The organism is Acinetobacter sp. Colony158 (assembly GCF_019264745.1).
In the GTDB taxonomy this organism is placed as follows: Bacteria; Pseudomonadota; Gammaproteobacteria; order Pseudomonadales; family Moraxellaceae; genus Acinetobacter; species Acinetobacter ursingii.
The window spans coordinates 502,402-523,973 of record NZ_CP078523.1 but is presented as its reverse complement, the minus strand read 5'-3'; the positions used below and the strand labels follow the sequence as shown (position 1 = coordinate 523,973).

Genomic DNA, 21,572 nt, shown 5'->3' with positions numbered 1-21,572 from the left:
TACCTCAAGATTCCGAAGAAGGCTGAGCAACAGAAGGATTTGAATGTTTCATGCTGAGTAACGCTTGCTGATGACGCTCTTCGCTGAATTTACCTTCCCATTTAGAAATTACTAACGGTGCGAGCGTATTACCTAAAACATTCAATGCTGTATTAGGCATATCCATCAGACGATAAACCCCTGCGATAAAGGCAATACCTTCGAGTGGAATCCCTGCACTAGATAAAGTCGCCGATAAAATCACAAACATAAAACCCGGTACGCCTGCTGCACCTTTAGAGGTAATGACCATCGTCACCACCAGCATGATCTGATCTGCAAGCGACAAATGAATGCCGTAAATCTGGGCAATAAACAGCGTCCCCAAACCAAGGAAGAGTGATGCACCGTCAAGATTAAATGAATAACCCGTTGGAACCACAAAGCTTGAAATACCGCGGTCAGAACCAAAACGTTCAGTCTTTTGGATCACTTGCGGCAATACTGTGGTCGAACTTGCACTTGAAAAGGCCAGCACTAGTTCCGCTTTCATAAAGCGAATCAGCTGGAAAATATTGATTCCGATGAATCGAGCAATCAGACCAAAGACAATGACAACAAATAAAATTGCAGTGACATAAGTTGTGCCAATCAATTTAAGCAGAGGCAACATGGATTCCATGCCGAAATTGGTCACGGTGACTGCGATCATCCCAAAAATACCAATTGGAGAATACGCCATAATCATATGTGTCACTTTAAACATGGCTTCTGATACAGACGAGAAGAAAGAAACCACAATGTCTTTTTTCTCGTGGGGTAAAGACGCGACGCCTAAACCAAACATCACAGCAAAGAAAATCACAGGAAGCAAGCTCCCTTTTGCCATGGCATCGACAATATTGTCTGGGATGATATTTAAAATAACATGACCTAGACCATGCTTGGTTTCGGTGGTCGGTAAGGTATTCACATGCGCTGCAACCATCGATGAAAGGTCAGCCCCTGCACCCGGTTTTACGACATTTCCAACCACTAGACCAATGATAATCGCTGTTGTGGTCACACACAGGAAATAAAAAATGGTTTTAGCGCCCATGCGTCCCATGGATTTGCCATCGGAATGCCCAGCAATACCCACGACCAGACATGAAAAGACGATTGGGATCACGATCATTTTCATCAGTTTAATGAAAATATCACCCATCGGTTGGAAGACTTGTTCGATTAACCATTTATTATCGGAAGGATGAGTATTGAGGTAAAAACCCACTAAAATACCCAAGACCAAACCGATCATGATTTGCCAGACTAATGAAATTTTTGGTTTCTTGTTCATCATTCACCCCAAAAGGAGTAGGGGTGAGAGCATAAAGTGTTGCGCTGTCATCCGTGACGGCCTCTCCATACCTGCATCGGCTCGATTAGTTTGACATCGTGGTTATGCTCTCAACATCGTTAATAATAAAGAATACGATTAAGCGAGTTTTGCAACCGCATTCTTGATCCGTTGACATCCTTCTTCAATCACTTCGATTGAGCTTGCAAAAGAAAGACGAATAAATGGGGACATGCCATAAGCCTGACCACTGACCGTTGCGACACCGCCTTCGCGCAGTAAATATTCAACGACATCGGCATCAGACTGGATCACTTGCCCTTGAGGTGTGGCTTTACCAATCAGACCTGCAACATTGGCAAAGACATAAAATGCACCTTGCGGCGGTTCAAAATCAAAACCAGAAATTTGTTGAAGCAACTCGACCACACGCTGACGACGTGTTTTATAGATTTCCAGCATGTCATAAATGGGCTGTTGATCACCTACAAATGCAGCTACTGCGGCAGCTTGGCTGACCGAGCTTGGGCAAGTCGTAGTTTGTGAGATCAGTTTGGTCATGGCTTTGATTAACCATTCTGGCCCAGCGGCGTAACCTATACGCCAGCCTGTCATGGCATAACCTTTTGAAGCACCATTAATAATCAAAATACGATCTTTTAAATCAGGTGCGATCTGAGCCAGTGAAATATGCTGATAATCGTCATAAACGAAAAATTCATAAATTTCATCCAGCATAATCAGGACATGAGGATACTTTCTCAGCAGTTCTGCTAAAGCTTCAAGTTCCTGTTTGGAATACACTGCACCTGTTGGGTTGTTTGGATAATTCAACACCACCCAACGGGTTTTTTCGGTAATGGCTGGTGCAAGATCTTCGGCTGTAAGCTTAAAACCATTGTCCTGACGTCCTTCAATCACCACGGGCGTCGCGTCATTCAAGGTAGCCAAATCAGGATAAGATACCCAGTAAGGTGCATGAATAATCACTTCATCCTGTACATCTAGCGTTGCTGCAAAAGCATGAAAAATAAGCGGCTTACCACCACTGCCACATACGATCTCATTTATGCTGTAATCAAGCTGGTTATCGCGTTTCAGTTTTTCACTAATTGCCTGACGTACTGCGACTGTACCTGCTGCGTTGGTATAATGGGTATCACCTTTACGCATCGCTTCAATCGCTGCTTGCATAATGTGCTCAGGCGTATCGAAATCAGGTTCACCAATGGTAAAGTTAATAATATCTTTACCTTCTGCGCGTAATTTATTGACCAGATCATTGGCAGCAATACTTGGTGATGGCTTGATCATCTGTAAGCGCTGGGAGATAAAATTCATAGCATTCATCAGAGATATCCCTTTTCACGAAGCAGATCCATGTACCACGACTGATTCTCAACGCCCGATGCGATCATTTCTTTGACTTTATTTTCCTTGTCTGCATGTTTGGCGGCTAAGGCAAGTAATTCATCTTTATGTGCATAAGGGAAAGACACCACACCATCTTCATCGCCGACGATGATGTCACCGGGATTAACAATTTGACCACCGACAATAACAGGTACATTAATTTCACCTGGGCCTGTTTTAAATGGGCCGCGATGAGTAATCGAACGGGCATAACATGGTGTATTTTCAAAACTGGCAACATCACGAATTGCGCCGTCAATCACAAAACCAACACAGCCACGACGGATGCAGTCTAATTTGATCAGTTCGCCAATAATCGCGTTATTTTCATCGCCTTGAGCATCAATCACCAAAACATGACCGTCTTGCAACATGGTCATGGCTTTATATACCAATAGGTTATCTCCGCCACGGACTTTTACGGTGAGTGCAGTTCCGATCAGTTTCCCTGTTTTATTAAAGCGTTGTAGACCATGAATACCGACATTTCGGTTCATGTTGTCGCTGAGATGAGGCGTCACGACATCAACAAATTGTTGACGTTCTTGCTGAGTCAGTGGCGTTGCTGCGGGGTGAATCATACTGCCGGGTAATGACATGGTGGTATCCTCTAATTCTCAAAATCCATTGAAGATGATTTTTCCTCTTGAGCTGATACTAGCAATGCTTAAATAATATTTTTAGCGATATTTATCTATATTTTTAAAACACTTTTTTTCATGTTTAATTTTTTTAAATATTTTTTTGTAAATAAAAACAGTGTCTTATTCATATTAAAACTTGTCCATTAAGTTCTGGCTATTTGCTATCCGTGATTAAAGGATTTATGTTGATCTCATCCAGAAGGAAATCAATATGATCACGTTTAAACAAATGGAAGCACTGACTTGGATTTGTAAGTTAGGTGGTTTTGAAGCGGCAGCAGATAAATTGCACATGTCACAGTCTGCGATTTCAAAACGTATCCATGAGCTTGAAAGCTCATTTGATATCGAAATTTTTGACCGAAGTAATCGTAATGCCAAACTCACTGAACAGGGCAGGGAGCTTCTGATTTATTGTCAGGAAATTTTGGAACGCCGCGATGCCATGCTCGAAAAAGTCAGCGATAAAAAAGTGTTGATCAGTCGTTTGCGTTTAGGGGTCACTGAATTAACCGCCATGACATGGCTACCAGATTTTATTGAAAAGATCCGACAAATTTATCCAAGAGTACATATTGAGCCGACCGTTGAAGTCAGTCGGGTCTTATTTGAAAATATTATTAATGACCAGCTCGATATTATTATTGCGCCTGATATGTATGATGATGTTCGATTAAAATCACTTCCCCTTAAAAGTGTGGAAAATGTCTGGATGTGTTCACCAAAACTCATTCCAAAAAATAAAAATATTGATTTTGAACAAGCCAGTCGCGAGAAATTTTCATTTTTTGTTCAAGGCGCAACTTCGGGTACAGGCTTGATTTATGAGCGTTATTTTTTATCGCAAAAAATTACTTTAAATAAAAATATTATTTGTAATAGTTTAATGGCGCAATTAGGTCTGACCATTTCAGGAATGGGCATTACTTATTTGCCATTAAAGCCTTTAGAACATTTAATTAATAGCGACAAATTAAGAATTTTAAATTTCACGCCAAGATTACCCCTCATTAAATACAGTGCAATTTATCGTTCTGACCGTGATTCAGGGATTGTTCCAGAGATTGCAGATATTGCGGTAAAAACCTGTCATTTTGACAAGTTTTTAATTGGATAGCTTTCATGATTCATTATGAATGTTCTAAAACTTGACTAATTCATAGGCTTAAATTGAATGATCGGATGAGCAATTGGTGCAGAAAAACTGTAATTTTTGCCGTGATCGATCGGTGTATGCTGAATATGTCTAGCCAAGAGCAGAACTGATTATGGTTTTTATATTTTTATAGGTTTTTATAGGCTTCGAATCTAAGCTATCAATAAATACCAACCACTCATATTCACTCAAACCCCGTGCATGTAATGAATTTTATGGAAATATATGAAGAACTTAATCATGCTTCTAATTTTTTCAAAAAATTTAATCCCTTGTTTTTGTATGGAATTTTAATCAAGAATCCCAATCCCGAGTCAAAATTTAATAGTTTTATATCATGAGAAATGTCAAATAATCGTTGACTCATAAAATTAATAATAGATAAAAATATCAAATGCTTATATGAAATTTACCAAATTATAATAAAAATTCAATAAATTGCAAATATAAATGTTAATTATTATCATTATTTTGTTTTTACTGCCTTTAAGCAGTGTGCTGTTTAAGAAAAATCAAAAGCTAATGTCAGTGATTCGTCAAAAATCACTTACTTTACTCTATCTTAGAGGATCTTCCGATGAAAGAGCTTGCCAATCGTTTGGCGATGCAACATCTCGTCAATGCTTATACGCAGGAAACTGGTAAAGGGCATTTACTCGAAAACTTTCAACAAAACTCTCTCCAACAAGTGTTTAGCCAAGGCTTGACCTTACTTGTAATTCCAGTTGAAAGCTTAAATGCTCAAGTACTGGTTGCTTTATCTTATGTTAGTCGAGTGGGTCGACATCGTCTGGCCGCACTGCCAAAGTTATGGATCAATCATCAATTTCGTGATTTAAGTATGGTGGCGATTGCCACCATTTTATTGGAAGAATTAATTTTAAATGAAACCAATAAATTAGATGCGGCATCACTCATTGAGCGATGGATACAAAGTCGTGATGCCTTGCAGCAGTTTTTAAACCATCGATCACAGAACTTAGATGCTTTAATTGATGCAGAACAAAATTTTATCGAGTCTGAACAAGCTTTGTTGTTGGGACACAGTATGCATCCAGCACCGAAAAGCCGTACAGGTTTTATTCATGAAGATTGGCATAAATTTTCGCCTGAATATCAAGGGAAAACGCCACTTCATTTCTGGTTGGTTCATCCAGATTCGATTGCCGAAGGGAGTGCAGAAGGGCAACTCATTTCTAATCAGCTTAAAGATTATTTGAAATGGCACACGTCTGAAGCGGATGGACGTCTTTTAGAAAACTACCCGCATTATAAATTATTGCCTTTACATCCGTGGCAAGCCCGTTATTTGCAAAGTAAGAAATGGTACGGTCAGCTGAAGCAAAAAACGAGATTGATTGATCTTGGCTTACAAGGGGTCGATTTTTATCCAACCACTTCCGTGCGAACACTGGCCAGTTTTTCATCGCCGTGGATGCTTAAACCCTCATTGTCAGTGATGATTACCAATTCAATTCGGATCAATCTGGCTAAAGAATGTCATCGGGGGGAATTGACACATCGGTTATGGCATAGCGTTTTAGGTAAACAAATACTGAAACATTGTCCCACCCTTAAAGCGGTGAATGATCCTGCATGGATTGCGCTACGACTGGATGATGAAATCATTAATGAAAGTATTTGTATTTTTAGAGAGCAGCCTTTTAACCGCAATGATCAGATTACCTGTATCGCCTCGTTGTGTCAGGATCATCCCACTAAACCGCTGAATCGTTTTAATGCTTTATTTGACAAAATCAGTCAGCAGCATCCGTCATTTACCCATCAACAAATTGCAATGAATTGGTTTCATGACTTTCTAGAAATTAGCCTAAAACCATTGATGTATCTCTACCATGAATATGGCATGGCTTTTGAGTCACATCAGCAAAATGTTTTGGTGGAACTTGAGAACTTTAAGCCCAAAAATATCTGGTTACGTGATAATCAGGGTTTTTATTATATCGAGGAATTGGCCGAGAAAGTACTTCACCAGTTTCCCGAACTCAATGAAAAAGCGCATGCAGTTGGACCACAAAGCTTTGTGGATGAACGTTTCAGTTATTATTTCTTTGGCAATACCTTGTTTGGGTTGATGAATGCGATTGCTGCGACGGGCTATGTGTCTGAAGATGATTTACTCGAATATCTGCAAAAAACCTTAATCGCATTATTAGCGCAATATCCGCAAAGTTCATTGTTAAAAGGTTTGTTGTACAAAGACAGCCTGCCTTATAAGGGCAATTTGCTGACTCGGTTGCATGAACTGGATGAGTTGATTGCACCTGTTGAGCATCAATCTGTGTATGTTGAACTACCGAATCCACTGATGATCAAACAAGAGGATTTACTCTATGCTTGATTTTATTGGTATTGGTTTAGGCCCTTTTAATTTAAGTTTAGCCAGTTTGCTGCAAGACAAAACCAAACTGAACTATTTATTTTTTGAGCAAAAAGATCAGTTTGACTGGCATGCAGGTATGCAACTACCTAACACCATGTTGCAAGTGCCGTTCATGGCAGATTTGGTGTCGATGGTTGATCCTACCAGTCCTTATAGCTTTTTAAATTATTTAAAACATCAGCAACGGCTATATAAATTTTATTTTCTTGAACAGTCGCATATTCCAAGACGAGAATATAATCAATATTGCCAGTGGGTTGCGGCGCAACTCGATCACATTCAATATCAGTCTAAAGTCGTGGGCATTGAAGCCTTAGCTTCTGGTTTTCAGGTCACTGTTGAGCAGCAGGGTGTTAAGCAGCATTATCGCTGTAAACAACTTGTGATTGGCACGGGTCATGTTCCTCATTTACCCGCTTGCTTATCAGCTATTGCAGAAATTCGTCCTGAACAATGCTTACACTCGGCGCACTATCTGTTTAAAAATAAAGCTGATTTAAATGGAAATGTCGTTGTTTTAGGATCTGGACAGTCTGCGGCTGAAGTATTTCTGGATTTATTTGAGCTGCAAAATAATTGGCCAGATCAAAATATTGAATTGCATTGGTTTACCCGTTCCAGTGGTTTTTTCCCGATGGAATATGCACCGTTGGGTCTGGAGCATTTTAGTCCAGATTATCTGCAACATTTTTATCAACTTGATGAAAAAGTGAAGAGCAGTCAATTGGCTCAACAAGCTCTGCTTTATAAAGGCATTAGTGCCAAAACCATTCGTGAGATTTATCACAAACTCTATCAGCGCAGCATTTCTGCACAGCCTTTTGCGACTCATTTGCATAATAGTTGCGAGTTAATCGATGCGATATCTTTAACAAATGGACAAATCCGTTTGCATTTTGTACATAAGACCACGCAGCAGGCGTTTTACTTAGATGCTGATCATGTGATTGCAGCTACAGGTTATCGTACCCCCCAGTTAAGTTTTATGGAAAAAATCTCGCCGCTGATTGAACGAGATTCGAAACATCGCTGGAAGATTACTCAGGATTATCAGCTTGTACATTCAGCCTGCGGAAATATTTTTGTGCAAAATCAGGAAATGCATAGTCATGGTGTGGGTACGCCAGACTTAGGGTTGGGCGCTTATCGTTCGGCAGTGATTGCCAATCAACTGGTTCAGCAGACTCTGTATGAGTTAGGTGATCAGCCGCAAACGTTCCAACATTTCGATTTGAGTCAAAATCCAAATATTCAATTTACCCATTCTGTCACAAACATGGTTGAGACTTGTCAGGACAAATCAGATCACAGAGGAGTGGAGGTGAGTCAATATCGTCGTCCCACAAACCATCTGCTGCATCTTCAAAGAAATAAATCCAAGCTGAAACAAGTCTTGTCCCATGTTTTTCAGTACGAGAAATCCCTATGAGTTTTGCACAGTTACAAATTAACCAGCAGCAATGGAGAGCGGCTGGACAGCGTTTAATTGAAATGGCGATTGCTGAATTTTTATATGAAGAAATTATCGACGTTGAATCATTAGGCAATGGATTGTATCAATTACAGTTGGCAGACCGAACTTATCAATTTAATGGTTATCGCTATTTATTAGGTCACTGGAATATTCAGTCAGGATCTGTTCGTGATTTAACTCAGCTCAATCATCAAGCAGCATGGAATTTACATGAGTTTATCGTTGCAGCAGCGCAAGCGACTCAGGTTAAACCATTTACCCAAGCTTATCTGATCAAGGAAATGAATAATACTTGGTTGGCAGAAGCACATCTTTTCGATGAAAAACGCTTAAATAGCGAAGCTATTTTAACGGAATCGCATCATCGAATTGAAGGAATGTTACGTGGACATCCGTGGCTCATCATGAGTAAAGGCCGTATGGGCTTTGGCTATGATGACTATCTCAATGCTGCACCTGAATTGTCGCCTGAAGTGAAAGTGTTGTGGCTGGCAGTGCATCGTGATCTGGCCAATTATCGTTTTAGCTCAAACTGGAGTGCAGCAGAACTCTATCAGCATGAATTTGATGCCAAAGAGCTACAACACTTCGCGCAAAAACTATCTGAAAAGGGTTTGAGTGTCGAAGATTATTACCTCATTCCTGTACATGCATGGCAATGGCATCAATGGTTAGTGGCAACTTATGCCAATGAAATTGTCGATCAAAAAATCGTTGAACTGGATATCAGCTCAGACAGTTTTGTACCGATGCAATCGATTAGAACTCTATGTAATATTTCTAACCCGAAACGGCATTATATTAAGCTTCCCGTCAGTATTTTTAATACGGCAGTTTATCGAGGCTTACCTTCAAAACGAAATTTGGCTGCACCTGCTGTGACAGGTTGGCTTAAAAGTATTTTAGCGAATGATTCAGACTTGCAAGCAAGTGGAGTGGTGTTTTTGGGAGAAGTTGCGACTTTAACCATTCATCAGCCATGTTTCGATCGTATAGATGGCGTGCCATATCAGTTTAAAGAATTGTTTGGCTGTTTATGGCGAGAAAGTATTGATCCGTATATTTCTTCCGATCAGCAAGTATTGTCACAAGCCGCATTATTGCACCGCGATTTATCTGGCCGTTCCGTCCTTCAGACTTTAATCGAAGCATCTCAGTTAAAGCCGCTAGACTGGTTGGCGCAGTTCGCAAAGGTGTGTTTGACGCCGCTTCTGATCTGTCTTTATCGTTATGGATTGGCATTTTCACCACATGGCGAAAATACCATGTTGGTACATGAAAATGGTGTGCCCAAAGCTTTAGTTCTTAAAGATTTTATTGATGATGTGAATTTGGTTGATGAAGATTTCCCTGAGCTTAATGCTTTACCTGAAGAAGGGAATATTTTATTACGTCACAGTGCATTAGAGCTGAGCCATTTTATCTTTACTGGCTTATTCATGGTGCATTACCGCTATATCTGTAATGTGTTTTTAGAGGATTTTTCAGAATATAGCGAGCTGGATTTCTGGCAAACCATCCAAAACAGTATTCTGGATTTGCATCAATCACATCCAGAATTATCAGAAAGAATTGAAAAGTTCGCCATGCTGCGTCCTGAGTTCGAAAAAATTTGTCTTAATCGGGTGCGCTTATTTACCACAAGTTATAACGATGAAGCAGAACGTCCTGTTCCTGTTTTTCTTGATCCTATTCCAAATCCTGTCAGTGAAAAAACATTAGCAGACTGGAAGCGTCAGCTCCAAACCGAATCTAAAGACATTCAAATTGCCTAGTGATGAGATAAAAATGAATACGATTTCAAGTCAGCTTCCTGATTATTATGAATATTTTGAAGAAGGCACTCAATATTATTTGCGTCAGGTGCAATATCCACAGGATATAGCCCTACTACATAAATGGATGCATGAACCGCATGTGATTCCACAATGGCAACTCAACAAAACTGAATTAGAGCTACAGGTTTATTTTGACAAAATGCTGGCTGATGATCATCAACGCTTATTAATTGTTGGCATTGATGGGCAAGATGTCGGTTATACCGAAATTTATGAAGGCAAGCGTGATCGTTTGGGGCGCTATTATGATGGTCACGAGCATGATTTGGGTTGGCATTTGCTGTTTGGTGAAAAATCAGCTTTTGGTAAAGGATATTTACGTCCGACCATTCGATTATTAAGTTTTTATATTTTTGAACATGCTCAATCGATCAAGATCGTGGGTGAACCTGATCATACCGTTAAACCCTATGCGGCGGTTGTAGAAGAACTATGCTATGAAGCGCAGCGCTTGATTCCAATGGCTGAAAAAACAGCAATGCTGTATTACTGCTATCGCGATAAATTTTATAACAAATTTGAAGATGATCTGATTCGCTCGCAATCAGTTAAGAAACAAAATCTAGCGGCAGAATATAGCTCATGAGCTTAAGTAGTCATTATATCCAGATTCTTGATATGCAGTTTTCAGGTCAGGTGTCGAGTCAGGAATTTGAAGATTGGCTGTCGCAGATACAGGTTTTTCTGGATCAAGGACGTGCTTTTGTCCTCATTATGCAAACCTTACCACAGACTGAATTTCCCGAGGATTATCGGGAAATTCAGTCACGTTGGTACAAAAGCTATAAGTCACTTTTTTTCCAATATTGTTTGGGATTGGCTCGTATTGCACAGGATGAAGATGATCGTATTCGTCTGGATACACCAGCTTTACAGCAGGCTTGGCAAGTGCCTTATTTTGTAAGTTTATCTAAAACAGATGCACTGGATTGGGCCGTGCAGAGGTCATTATGCAAGACGCAAATCACATAACAAACCAAAAACAAATCACAGCAGTCTCGGCATTGGGACTGGGCGTAATTGTCATTTTATATCTAGCGCATGCTTTACCATTGTATTTTTACAATGTGGCATTGCCTGCCATTTTGCGACATCAAGGGGTTGATCTACGTTGGATTGGCATGTTGTCACTGCTCTATATTCCGTGGGCTTTTAAATTTTTCTGGGCACCCGTACTGGATCGTTTTTATCTGAAAAAACTGGGCAAACGTAAAACATGGCTGTTGTTTACGCAACTGGCATTAGTTGCAGGAGTGATCATGCTCGCGATGACTCAGTTTAATTATGGGATCTGGATCTTTGTAATTATAGGTTTGTGGATTTCTACTTTTGCTGCCACTCAGGACATTGCGATTGATGGTTATACCGTCGAGACATTAGCTGAGTCTGAATATCGTTTGGGCAGTATGGCACAAAGTATCGGCGTGGCTTTAGGCAGTATGATTGGTGGTGCTGCAACCTTATGGCTCTATCAACATTATGGCTGGCAAGCTGCCTTGCTGACTTTGGCGGTATTAACCGCGCTCACGATGTTGGCCATATCGCAAATTAAAGAACGTCCACAGCAGACGACATTCAAACAACCACCAAGTTTAAAAAATGCCTTTAAACGCCCAGAAATTCGTTGGGCCTTGCTACTAATCCTATGTTATCGCTTTGTTGAAGCACCTGCCATGGCCATGCTCAATCCTATGCTGATAGATCAGCAATGGTCTTTGACTGAAATCGGGGTGTTGATGTCGGTATTTGGCGCATTAGTCGGATTATTGGCTGCGGTAACGGCGGCATTTTTACTCAAAAAATTGGCAGCAACCCAGCTTTTGATCTGGGCGGGTTGGTTAAGAACTTTTGTCTATGCCGTCATTGGCATCGCTATTTTACTCAGTTGGTTTGACGTCTGGCACGGCTTATTGGGTTTATTTGTGATTGTCATTTTGGCGATTCGTTATATCGCCATGACGGCTCTCTATGCGTATTTCATGCAGAACAGTTCAAAACAACAGGCGGGTACTGACTTTACCATTCTGGTGTGTTTTGAGTTGCTGGTTTATTTCTTAGGAGGTGCTTTTTCTGGCTTTTTAGCCAAAGGATTGGGGTATGGCAATTTTTATATCGTGCTTGCCATTGCTTCAGTTTTAAGTGTCATTTTGTCTCAGATGATTGTTAGAAAATCAAAAACGAACCCCACTCTTATTTAGGGATTATCATGAAACATCGTTCATTTGCTACATCTATTACTGTATTAAGTCTTGCTGTAAGCGGTCAGCTTTACGCTGATACACAAGTATCGGGGGATACACAGCAGCCTGTACAGACCACCAAACAGTTAGCACCAATCGTCACCACTGCGACACGTTCAGCACAAAGTATTGCTGAAATCGCGGGGACAGTGCAATCGATTGATCAGGCTCAAATTCAACAACAAGCCGCCGCGGGTCGGAAAATTGCCGATATTTTGGCTCAATTGATTCCTTCACTTAGCCCAAGTAGTGGCACGACCAGTAACTATGGTCAAACCATGCGTGGACGCCAAGTATTAGTCATGGTAGATGGCGTAGCTTTAACCGGCTCAAGAGATGTATCGCGTCAGCTAAATAGCATTAGCCCAAGTTCCATCGAAAAGATTGAGGTTGTTTCTGGAGCTTCGAGTATTTATGGTTCTGGAGCGACAGGCGGTATTATTAATATTATTACTAAACAGGCTGCAAAAGATGGGCTAAATTTTGAAACAAAGCTGGGTGTGACTTCAGGTAATAATTTTAATCACGATGCATTGGCATATGAAGCATACCAATCTGTCGCTTTTAAACAGGATGATCTGAGTGGATTTTTAGGTGCTGGCTATACGCAACGCGGTGAGATTCAGGACAGTCATGGTGACAGAATTGGGCCTGAAATTGCACAGACTGATCGACAAGATACCAAAACTGTTGATGTAAATGGACGATTAAGTTGGCAAATGACCAATAATCAGAAGTTAAGTTTTGGTACACAGTATTATGAAGATAAGCAAGACTCTGATTATGGTCCAGATTATGGTCCAAATTATGCTGTATTGAGAGGGGCGCAACCGAGCTTAAAAGCAATCAAAGGTCTTGAGTTAGATGATCAGCCATTTACAAAGCGTTATTCGGTCAATGCGCAATATCAAAATACAGACTTTCTAGGTCAAGAATTGAATATTGAAACGTACTATCGTAATGAAAAAGCACGATTTTTTCCTGCATTATTAACTAACTTTATTCCGTATAACTATTATTTGGCATATCAGTCTGAATCAGATATTGATGTTACAGGTATTCGAGCGGCAGTAACCTCAAAGTTCAATGTTGCGAATCGTAATCTAGGTTTAACTTATGGTATAGATTATGACCATGAAAAGGATAAGCAAACTGCTGATCTTTATAGTTTTAGTAATAACGGTTTAAAATATACTAGCACTGGGCGCAGTTATGATTTTGGTCCAGAGGCTACTATTAAAAATCTTGGTGCATTTATTCAAAGTAATTATGAAGTAAGCAATGCTTTGAATCTTCAAGCAGGGATTCGTTATCAACGTATTGATAGTGATACTGAATCATTTAAACCTACAGTTGTTGCGATTCAAGGTGATTTACTTGGTCAACCAGTTGCTTCTGTAGCAGCGGGTTCTGTTGATCATGATAAGACCCTGTTTAATTTGGGGGCAGTATATAAATTCAATGATCAACAACAAGTTTTTGCTAACTTCTCACAAGGTTTTAGTTTGCCAGATATTCAACGTGTTTTACGTGATGTCTCAGCAAGTTATGTTGTTCGTTCAGGGAATGTTGATCCAATTACCGTTAATAGCTATGAGTTAGGCTGGCGTTTACAAGGAGAGGATGGCCTAAATCTGGGTCTAACTGGTTTTTATAATACTTCAGATAAAGTTGTTCAATTTAATACTGATCGTACTGTAACGGTTGCAGACACTGACCAACGCATTTATGGTGCTGAAGCAAATATTACTGTTCCAGTGGTTGAACAATTTACTGTAGGTGGAACATTGAGCTATACCCGTGGTCAATATAAAGACTCAAGTAATGAATGGCGTGAGTTAAATGCATTACAGATTTCACCAGTTAAGGGAACAGTCTTTGGTGAATGGAATGATGGTAATGGTAATAGTCTTCGCGTACAGACTCTCGCAATCAAGGGATCTAATAAAGCCTATAACGATTCACTAGAAGCAACTTATAATGCAAATGTTCGCCCAAATACAGCAACTAAAATTAAAGGTTATGCAGTGATGGATGTAATCGCAAATGCTAAAGTTGGGCCAGGAACATTGGGCTTTGGTGTTTATAATGTCTGGAATACAGATTACAAAACGGTGTATAGCCAAGCTGTTGTACCTGTTTATGGGGCCATTTCCAGCCTGCCAGCTCAAGGTCGTACTTACGGTCTGAGTTATAGCGTTAAATATTAAAAGATTTTAAGACATTAAAATTTAATGTCTAAAGTTTTAATAAAAAATCGAGTTGAGTCATTCGCTCGATTTTTTGTATGTATAAGGTGCTGATCATAGCAAGGATCGCAAATTGATTAAGGTGATCTAATTTAGTTTCCAAAAATCTGATGAAATTTTTGGTGAATTAGCCGATTAAATATTTGAAAAATCAGGTTTTCAATATTTAAAAGAATAGGATTTCTATAATGAATTTTTAACGGAAGAAGCTGTTCAGATGAGTGCAATGAAATATCCTAATAAGCTAAAAGATCAAGATTCCTATCCAGAAGATTAATTGATCAGAAAAATAAGCCACCGAAGTGGCTTTTTACTTCAAGGTAATTGTGATATCGGCGAACCACCCAATGCTTGCATCAAAGTGACATAAGCATTGTATTGATTCTGTTTGGTATTGACTAAACTTAATCTCGCTGCACGTGTCGTTTCTTGTTGATCCAGTAAGTTTTTCAACGCTACAGCACCATTGCGATAACGGACATCAGTTAAACGCTCGGCTTTTTCAGCCAGTTCCAGATTACGTTGTTGTAATTGGACTTGTTGATTTAACTCAGTACGTGCCGAAAGAGAATTTTCAACATCGGCAAATGCCTGATACAAAGTTTGACGATATTGAATAATGGCTTTTTCATAATCCAACTGACTAATTGCAATATTCTTTTTCATATCATTATATTGCAAAAAAGGTAAGCTCAAACTAGCACCTAAAGTCAGGGCAGGGTTTTTGATTAACTCCGTCAAAGAGGTACTACTCGAACCCAGATTTCCAGTTAAATTGATAGAGGGATAATAACTCGCAGTGGTGGCATCTTTGTTTGCTAAACTTTCGCGTAGGTGTAGTTCTGATGCCCTTAAATCAGGGCGGCGCGATAATATATCCGCGGGTAATCCTGCTGCAATCTGCGGTAAGCTGACTTGAGGCAGACGTTGTGGTTCCTGTAAATTTAACTGTTGTACAGGAATATGAAGTAACACAGCGATGGCAGTACGCGTTTCGACCAGACTTTGCTGGATTTGACTTAAATTGGCTTTTTGACTTTGTACCGATTGCTCGGCTTGAGTCAGATCTAAACCTGAAACAGCGCCAGCTTTATATTGGCTATTCACTAAACTATACAGTTTCTCAGAAGTTGCCAGACTTTGTTTCGCCGTTGCTAGGCTTTCATTCAGATAAGCCAGTTGCCAGTAGAGTTTTGCGGTTGTTCCAATCAAAGTTTGGGCAGTCGCCTGTAAATCTTGTTCAGTGGCTAAAGCTTCCCATTTTGATGCTTCCGTCTGACGCGCCAATTTACCAAATAGATCTAGTTCATAGCTGACACCTGCACTTAAAGATAAACCTTGTGAGCTGTCATCACCCGAGTTGAGATCAATTCTATGTCCGGCAGAAACCCCTGAACTGACGCGTGGGCCTTGTTGATCGGCTGCTAAACCGGCTTTTAAACGCGCCTGTTGGATTGCAATTCCAGCAACAGCCAAGTCCGTGTTTTTAGCAATGACTTGATCGACCAGTTGATTCAATTGTGGATCACCAAACAATGTCCACCAATGATCTGCATAACGGTCAAAAGTTGTATTTTTAGCAGTTTGATCATATTGGAACTGTTGTGGCGTTTGCACGCTTGGTGTCTGATATGGCGTTTTAACAACAGCAGCACAACCAACAAGGGTAGATGAAGCAATGATGAGAGCACATAACGGGGTTAATTTAGATAATGACATAATGCTTCCTATTATTCTCGTGCCAACGCTGCAACAGGGTCGAGTTTTGCGGCATTCTTTGCTGGTAAAAATCCAAAAACCACACCAATGAGGGTAGAACATACAAATGCTGCAATAATCGAGGTGGTCGAATAGGCAACAGCAAAGTTTCCTGCGGCGACTTTATTAATCAGTTGTCCTAAACCCAGTGACAACAGCACACCGAGTACACCGCCAATTAAACACACCAAAATTGCTTCAATTAAAAACTGTTGCAAAATATCACTTTGTCGCGCACCAACTGCCATACGAACTCCGATTTCCTGAGTACGCTCTGTCACGGATACCAGCATAATATTCATCACGCCGATTCCTCCGACCACCAGTGAAATCACGGCAATCGCAGACACAAGCAAGGTCATGGTGCTGGTAGTTTTTTCAATGGTTTGGCGGATACTATCACTGTTCATGGTGAAAATATCTTGTTGACCATGTCTTAAGGTCAATAAGTTCACAATGGCATTTTCCGCAGCACTGGTGGAATATTGATCATTAATCCGCACAATGATATTACGCACATTGGCTTGACCTAACATACGACTCATGACTGTGGTGTAGGGCATATACACGTTTAGCGTATCATCTGAGCCCATTGCACTGGTTTGCGGTTCTACAATTCCAATAATACGTGCAGGTACACTTCCAAGTAACACCACTTGCCCAATCGGATTGCTGCCATCGGCAAAAAATTGTTTTTGGGTATTGGTATCAATCACAACATCTTGCGTACGATCACGCACACTACGTCCATCAAAGCTTTGCCCATCTTTAAAGGTTAAGCCTTTTACATCAAAATAGTCATTACCCACACCATTAATGGTCGCATTGGCTTCATTTTCCTGATAACGAATGGTCTTTGAGGTGCTGACCATCGGCGTGACCGCACTCACATAAGGCTGTGTCGCCAAGGCCTCTGCATCGGCGGGAACCAGTGTTTTAAAATTAGCTGTTTTAGAGTTATCACCAAAACCGCGCCCCTGAAACACAGTAATGGTATTGGTGCCCAAACTGCTAATATTTTCCAGGATTTGCTTTTGCGAACCGTTGCCCAGAGCAACCACTGTGACCACGGATGCGATCCCGATGATAATGCCGAGCATGGTCAAAAAAGTACGCATACGATGGGCATTCATGGACAATAATGCCATTTGGAATGCTTCTGAAAGTCGATCTAGCGCAGAACGTAAGGCCGAAACACTTTTGCCTTTGGCTTGTTTATTGGCAAGCGCAGGAGCGGCATCTGGATCAGAATTTAATTCAGTTTCATACTCAGGTACGTTGGCTCGATCCGCAACAATTTCACCATCACTGATTTCAATAATTCGTGTGGCATTTTTGGCGATTTGCATGTCATGGGTGACAATAATGACAGTATGACCCGCCGCATTGAGTTCGCGTAAAATCCGCATCACTTCAACACCGCTATGTGAATCAAGCGCACCAGTGGGTTCATCGGCAAGGATGACATCACCACCATTCATCAAGGCGCGAGCAATAGAAACCCGTTGCTGTTGACCACCAGATAATTGACTTGGACGATTTTGGGTTTTACTGCCTAAGCCCAGTTCTGTGAGTAAAGCGGTGGCACGTTGTTTTCGTTCTGTAGGATTGACACCTGCATACACGGCAGGCACTTCGACATTACCCTCAGCCGTTAAATCGCCCAGTAGATGGTAGCGCTGGAAAATAAATCCAAAATATTCACGGCGTAACTTTGCCAGATCATCAGGTTCGAGTTTTCCTGTTTCCTGTCCACTGACTTTATAGCTACCACTGGTTGGTCGATCCAGACAACCTAAAATATTCATTAAGGTTGATTTGCCAGAGCCTGATTGACCGACAATGGCAACTAATTCACCTTCATAAATCGTAAGGTTAATGTCTTTTAAAATTTGAACGGTGCTATCGCCAGCAGGGAACTCACGTACCAGATTGCTGACTTCAAGCAAAGCTTGTTGAGTCATGCTTACATTCCCATAGGTCCACGACGACGATTACCACTATTGGCAGAAGCGGCTGAAGTATCAGCGCTATCGGCAATAATGACCTGATCACCTTGTTTTAAGCCTGCAAGGACTTGAGCATTGACACGGTTATTAATACCAATCAACACTTGTTTCGGTTGAGCAGAACCATCTGCTTGTAAAATACGAACCACACTTAAGCTGGCTTTACCCTCTGCAACTGCCTGTTTCTGTTCCGCGTTTAAATTCAGCCGTTCAAAACTTGGAGTATTTTTGTCTTTATCACGTTGTTTATGTTCTGCATTTGGTGTTGAAGCTCCCGCAGTTTGAGTGCGGGCTGTACGATTCTGTGCGCCTGCTGGTCGACTGGATAATGCAGAAGAAGGCACCAATAAAGCATTTTTCACTGAATCCAGTACGATATAAACCTGAGCTGTCATATCAATACGCAATTTACCATCTTCATTGGGTACATCAAATAAAGCATTATAGTAAATGGCACTGCTACTGGTTGAGCTTGAAGAACTCGATGAATTGCTCGATTCACTCGAAATAGAGTCTGGCGCGGGTTCAATCTGACGTAAGGTTGCATAACGTTTTTTATCATCGCCCAATGTCGTGAAATAAACCTGCTGACCTTTTTCCACTTTCATAATATCTGCTTCACTGACTTGTGCCTTGATGGTCATATTTTGCAGTTTGGCAATTTTAACAATGGTTGGTGCAGACTGATTGGCATTTACGGTTTGACCTTCTTCAGTCACGATCGCAACCACTGTACCATCTGTTGGTGCAACAATTCGGGTATAACCAATATTGGTCTGAGCTGTGGAACGAGTCACTTTAGCCGATTCAATTTGGGCATCGAGTGCTTTAATTTGTGCCTGCGCTGTTTTGTAAGCAGCTTCAGCTGATTCTAACTCGGCTTTTGAGGTGGCATCCTGTGCATACATTTGTTGTTGTCGACGATATTCCAGTTGCTTTTCATTCAGGTTCGCTTGTTGCTGTAAGCGCTGTGCTTCTAAATTTTTGATATTGGCATCGGCAGTTTTTAAACTATTTTCCTGAGTAGTCGAATCAATTTGTGCAATAAGTTGCCCTTGTTTGACTTCATCTCCCAATTGCACATACATTTTTTTGACCTGACCAGACACCTGCGCACCGACACTAATTAGGCGCGTGGCATCGAGTGTACCTGTCGCCAGTACAGTATTTTCCAGATCACCGCGTGAAACTGTTTCAGTAATATACTGCGGCTGTTGCTGTTTTGGTTTGAAAAAAGTCCATGCGAGTGCAGCAATAATCGCGACGCACACCACCGCAATGATCATTTTAGAGGCTTTTATTTTTGGCATAGCAATATCTGGAGTTCGACGTAATTTGGCACTAGTATAAAAGTGAATTAAGGATAAAACGTGAATATTTTTATTGATTTAATGCAATAGTGCAGAATAGTCTTAAACGAGAAACAAGGTTTTTCCACAGAGTTCCGCAATCCCTTGCTGAATCAAATGTTCTGGATTTTCTTTAGACATACCTTTGATAGACGCATCGACTTTTAATAACAAGCTAGGCCAGTTTAAAAATTGTTGTGGATGTAAACGGCGTAATGCTTGTTGATAGAGAGAAACTTTGGTTTTCCAAATTCCCAATTGTAAGGCATTTTGCGGTTGTTCAAATAACTGCATTAAGAGCCGCATTTCTTTACTGAGTGTCCACAAGATCAAACTATGTGGTTCGCCAGAAGCAACTAGATACTGAAAAATTTTAATGGATTGTGCCAGATTGCCTTCAAGTAAAGCATCACTTAAATCATAAGTAGTATAGCGAGATTGATCTTGTAAACAGGCATAAAGCTGTTCAATTTGGATCAGAGAATGCTCAGGAAATGTATCATTTACCCGCATTAAACTATTTTTTGCGGCTAATAAATTATGCTCATGATGCTGCATGAGCCATGCCCATGCATCCGAATCCAGTTGAATTCCTAATTTCTCAGCTTCAATTGTTAAAATACGCTGACGATCTTGAGGGTAGGTGGCTGTTAAAGCAACCACCACACCATTGGCTTCAACCGTTTGAAAAAATGCCGACTTTAAGCTTGAACTATCTTGTTTCGGTAAAACAATCAGTAAGAGATTGGACTCATTATGTTGTAAATAACTTTTGAGCTGTTTGAGTCCATTGGCATCAGGTTTGATGTTGCCATGTACTTCAATGGCAAGTTGCTGTGAAAATAAAGAAAGACTATTTAATGCATTAAAAACGTTTTTCCAGTCATTGACACTGCTGATGTCATAACGCTGGCGTTCAATGTTTTGTTGCTGCCAGCTTTTACGAAAATGATCCAGTAAATTTTGCTCAAGCAAAGGTTCTTGGCCGTGCAAAATCCATGCGCCACGCGCTTCTGGGGCACGTTTTAACGCTTGTAAATAGTCCAGTTTCATAATCGATCAACACAAAGATACATTTAGTTAGATGTACTTTGTGGCGTAACTTTCGGTAAACGGTTGGCAGAAATCTGACGCGCAATCTGCTGAGCAATATCATCAATCACAATGCGATCCAGATAAGTCTCTTCCTGATTTTCGGTGTTAACCGTCGCTAAATCATATTGATAACTACGCGCTGCGGTTAAAGTGCGTGGCGCAGTAATCGGATTGCCTTGGTGATCTTCGATCTGAAAAGTGACAGTTAAGCGTAATAAAACTTCGGTGAGTTTTCCATTAAGGAGTTGACGACGCGGTGTATAATCAAGCACACGCAGCGTATAGGCATCGTTGGCATTGCTCAGTTGAACACCACCGGCAGCCAAATAAACACTCAGCTGTTTTTCCAATTCGTCGGTATTTTTAGGCAAAGCAAGATTGAGCCTTTGATAAGCCAATGGTGCGGCAGTTGGATTAGTTCCTTTTAAATGAAAACCACCACAGCCCACCAAGCCTGCACTTAGACCTAAAGTTAATACAACTGCTGCAACACGTTGAACTAAATGCATGCTTTGTCCTCATGGGATTCCAAAATACTTGGAATCATTAATTTTTTAAAATTCACAACATTTTAGATTCAAAGCCCATTGAATGACAACGGGCTTTGTTTGGGTTTTGTTTATTC

General features: G+C 40.6%; 16 protein-coding genes. 8 read left to right on the top strand and 8 right to left on the bottom strand.

The features are described from left to right. Window positions 1-4: 4 nt before the first annotated feature. From JR005_RS01775 to JR005_RS01765, 3 genes are all read right to left on the bottom strand, one after another. Window positions 5-1,318 carry a cation:dicarboxylate symporter family transporter gene (locus tag JR005_RS01775; RefSeq protein ID WP_227546583.1) on the bottom strand — a complete coding sequence of 438 codons (1,314 nt, stop codon included), beginning with the start codon at window positions 1,316-1,318 and terminating at the stop codon, window positions 5-7. 138 nt (window positions 1,319-1,456) lie between these two features. After that, window positions 1,457-2,668: a pyridoxal phosphate-dependent aminotransferase gene (locus JR005_RS01770; protein ID WP_004996032.1), complete on the bottom strand. Its 1,212-nt coding sequence runs from the start codon at window positions 2,666-2,668 to the stop codon at window positions 1,457-1,459. Next, window positions 2,668-3,330, bottom strand: a complete 663-nt coding sequence (locus tag JR005_RS01765) for an RraA family protein (protein WP_004990910.1) — start codon at window positions 3,328-3,330, stop codon at window positions 2,668-2,670. The genes JR005_RS01770 and JR005_RS01765 overlap by 1 nt, the downstream gene beginning before the upstream one ends. 256 nt (window positions 3,331-3,586) lie before the next feature. On the opposite strand from JR005_RS01765, the gene JR005_RS01760 reads away from it, so the two are divergent. The 8 genes from JR005_RS01760 to JR005_RS01725 all read left to right on the top strand — a co-directional run bounded on the left by JR005_RS01760 (window position 3,587) and on the right by JR005_RS01725 (window position 14,697). Then, the gene (locus JR005_RS01760) at window positions 3,587-4,492 is read left to right on the top strand and encodes a LysR family transcriptional regulator (RefSeq protein WP_034698611.1); all 906 of its coding nucleotides are present in this window, start codon (window positions 3,587-3,589) and stop codon (window positions 4,490-4,492) included. A 616-nt stretch (window positions 4,493-5,108) separates the two neighbouring features. Then, window positions 5,109-6,893 carry an IucA/IucC family protein gene (locus JR005_RS01755; protein ID WP_004996038.1) on the top strand — a complete coding sequence of 595 codons (1,785 nt, stop codon included), beginning with the start codon at window positions 5,109-5,111 and terminating at the stop codon, window positions 6,891-6,893. Further along, window positions 6,886-8,364: a lysine N(6)-hydroxylase/L-ornithine N(5)-oxygenase family protein gene (locus JR005_RS01750; protein WP_004996040.1), complete on the top strand. Its 1,479-nt coding sequence runs from the start codon at window positions 6,886-6,888 to the stop codon at window positions 8,362-8,364. Before JR005_RS01755 ends, JR005_RS01750 begins: the two co-directional genes overlap by 8 nt. Further along, the gene (locus tag JR005_RS01745) at window positions 8,361-10,184 is read left to right on the top strand and encodes an IucA/IucC family protein (protein WP_004990900.1); all 1,824 of its coding nucleotides are present in this window, start codon (window positions 8,361-8,363) and stop codon (window positions 10,182-10,184) included. Before JR005_RS01750 ends, JR005_RS01745 begins: the two co-directional genes overlap by 4 nt. A gap of 13 nt (window positions 10,185-10,197) precedes the next feature. Next, a complete protein-coding gene (locus JR005_RS01740; RefSeq protein WP_004990898.1) occupies window positions 10,198-10,833 on the top strand; it encodes a GNAT family N-acetyltransferase in 636 nt (211 codons plus the stop codon). Then, window positions 10,830-11,219 (top strand): hypothetical protein, encoded by a 390-nt coding sequence (locus tag JR005_RS01735; protein ID WP_004990895.1) that lies wholly within the window; start codon window positions 10,830-10,832, stop codon window positions 11,217-11,219. The genes JR005_RS01740 and JR005_RS01735 overlap by 4 nt, the downstream gene beginning before the upstream one ends. Continuing rightward, entirely contained in the window at window positions 11,198-12,445 is a 1,248-nt protein-coding gene (locus tag JR005_RS01730; protein WP_004990894.1) for an MFS transporter, read from the top strand. The genes JR005_RS01735 and JR005_RS01730 overlap by 22 nt, the downstream gene beginning before the upstream one ends. A gap of 8 nt (window positions 12,446-12,453) precedes the next feature. Further along, window positions 12,454-14,697: a TonB-dependent receptor gene (locus JR005_RS01725; protein ID WP_218665484.1), complete on the top strand. Its 2,244-nt coding sequence runs from the start codon at window positions 12,454-12,456 to the stop codon at window positions 14,695-14,697. Window positions 14,698-15,051: 354 nt separating this feature from the next. On the opposite strand, the gene JR005_RS01720 is transcribed toward JR005_RS01725, so the two are convergent. The 5 genes from JR005_RS01720 to lptE form a co-directional block, all read right to left on the bottom strand. Next, on the bottom strand, window positions 15,052-16,455 hold the full coding sequence (locus JR005_RS01720) for an efflux transporter outer membrane subunit (RefSeq protein ID WP_004996044.1): 1,404 nt from the start codon (window positions 16,453-16,455) through the stop codon (window positions 15,052-15,054). Between the two features lie 11 nt (window positions 16,456-16,466). After that, window positions 16,467-18,458 carry a MacB family efflux pump subunit gene (locus tag JR005_RS01715; protein WP_004996045.1) on the bottom strand — a complete coding sequence of 664 codons (1,992 nt, stop codon included), beginning with the start codon at window positions 18,456-18,458 and terminating at the stop codon, window positions 16,467-16,469. 2 nt (window positions 18,459-18,460) lie between these two features. After that, entirely contained in the window at window positions 18,461-19,813 is a 1,353-nt protein-coding gene (locus JR005_RS01710; protein ID WP_004996047.1) for a MacA family efflux pump subunit, read from the bottom strand. A 102-nt stretch (window positions 19,814-19,915) separates the two neighbouring features. Then, window positions 19,916-20,905 (bottom strand): DNA polymerase III subunit delta, encoded by a 990-nt coding sequence (holA, locus tag JR005_RS01705; RefSeq protein WP_104794687.1) that lies wholly within the window; start codon window positions 20,903-20,905, stop codon window positions 19,916-19,918. A 23-nt stretch (window positions 20,906-20,928) separates the two neighbouring features. Continuing rightward, a complete protein-coding gene (gene lptE / locus JR005_RS01700; RefSeq protein ID WP_104794686.1) occupies window positions 20,929-21,456 on the bottom strand; it encodes an LPS assembly lipoprotein LptE in 528 nt (175 codons plus the stop codon). Between the last annotated feature and the right edge of the window lie 116 nt (window positions 21,457-21,572).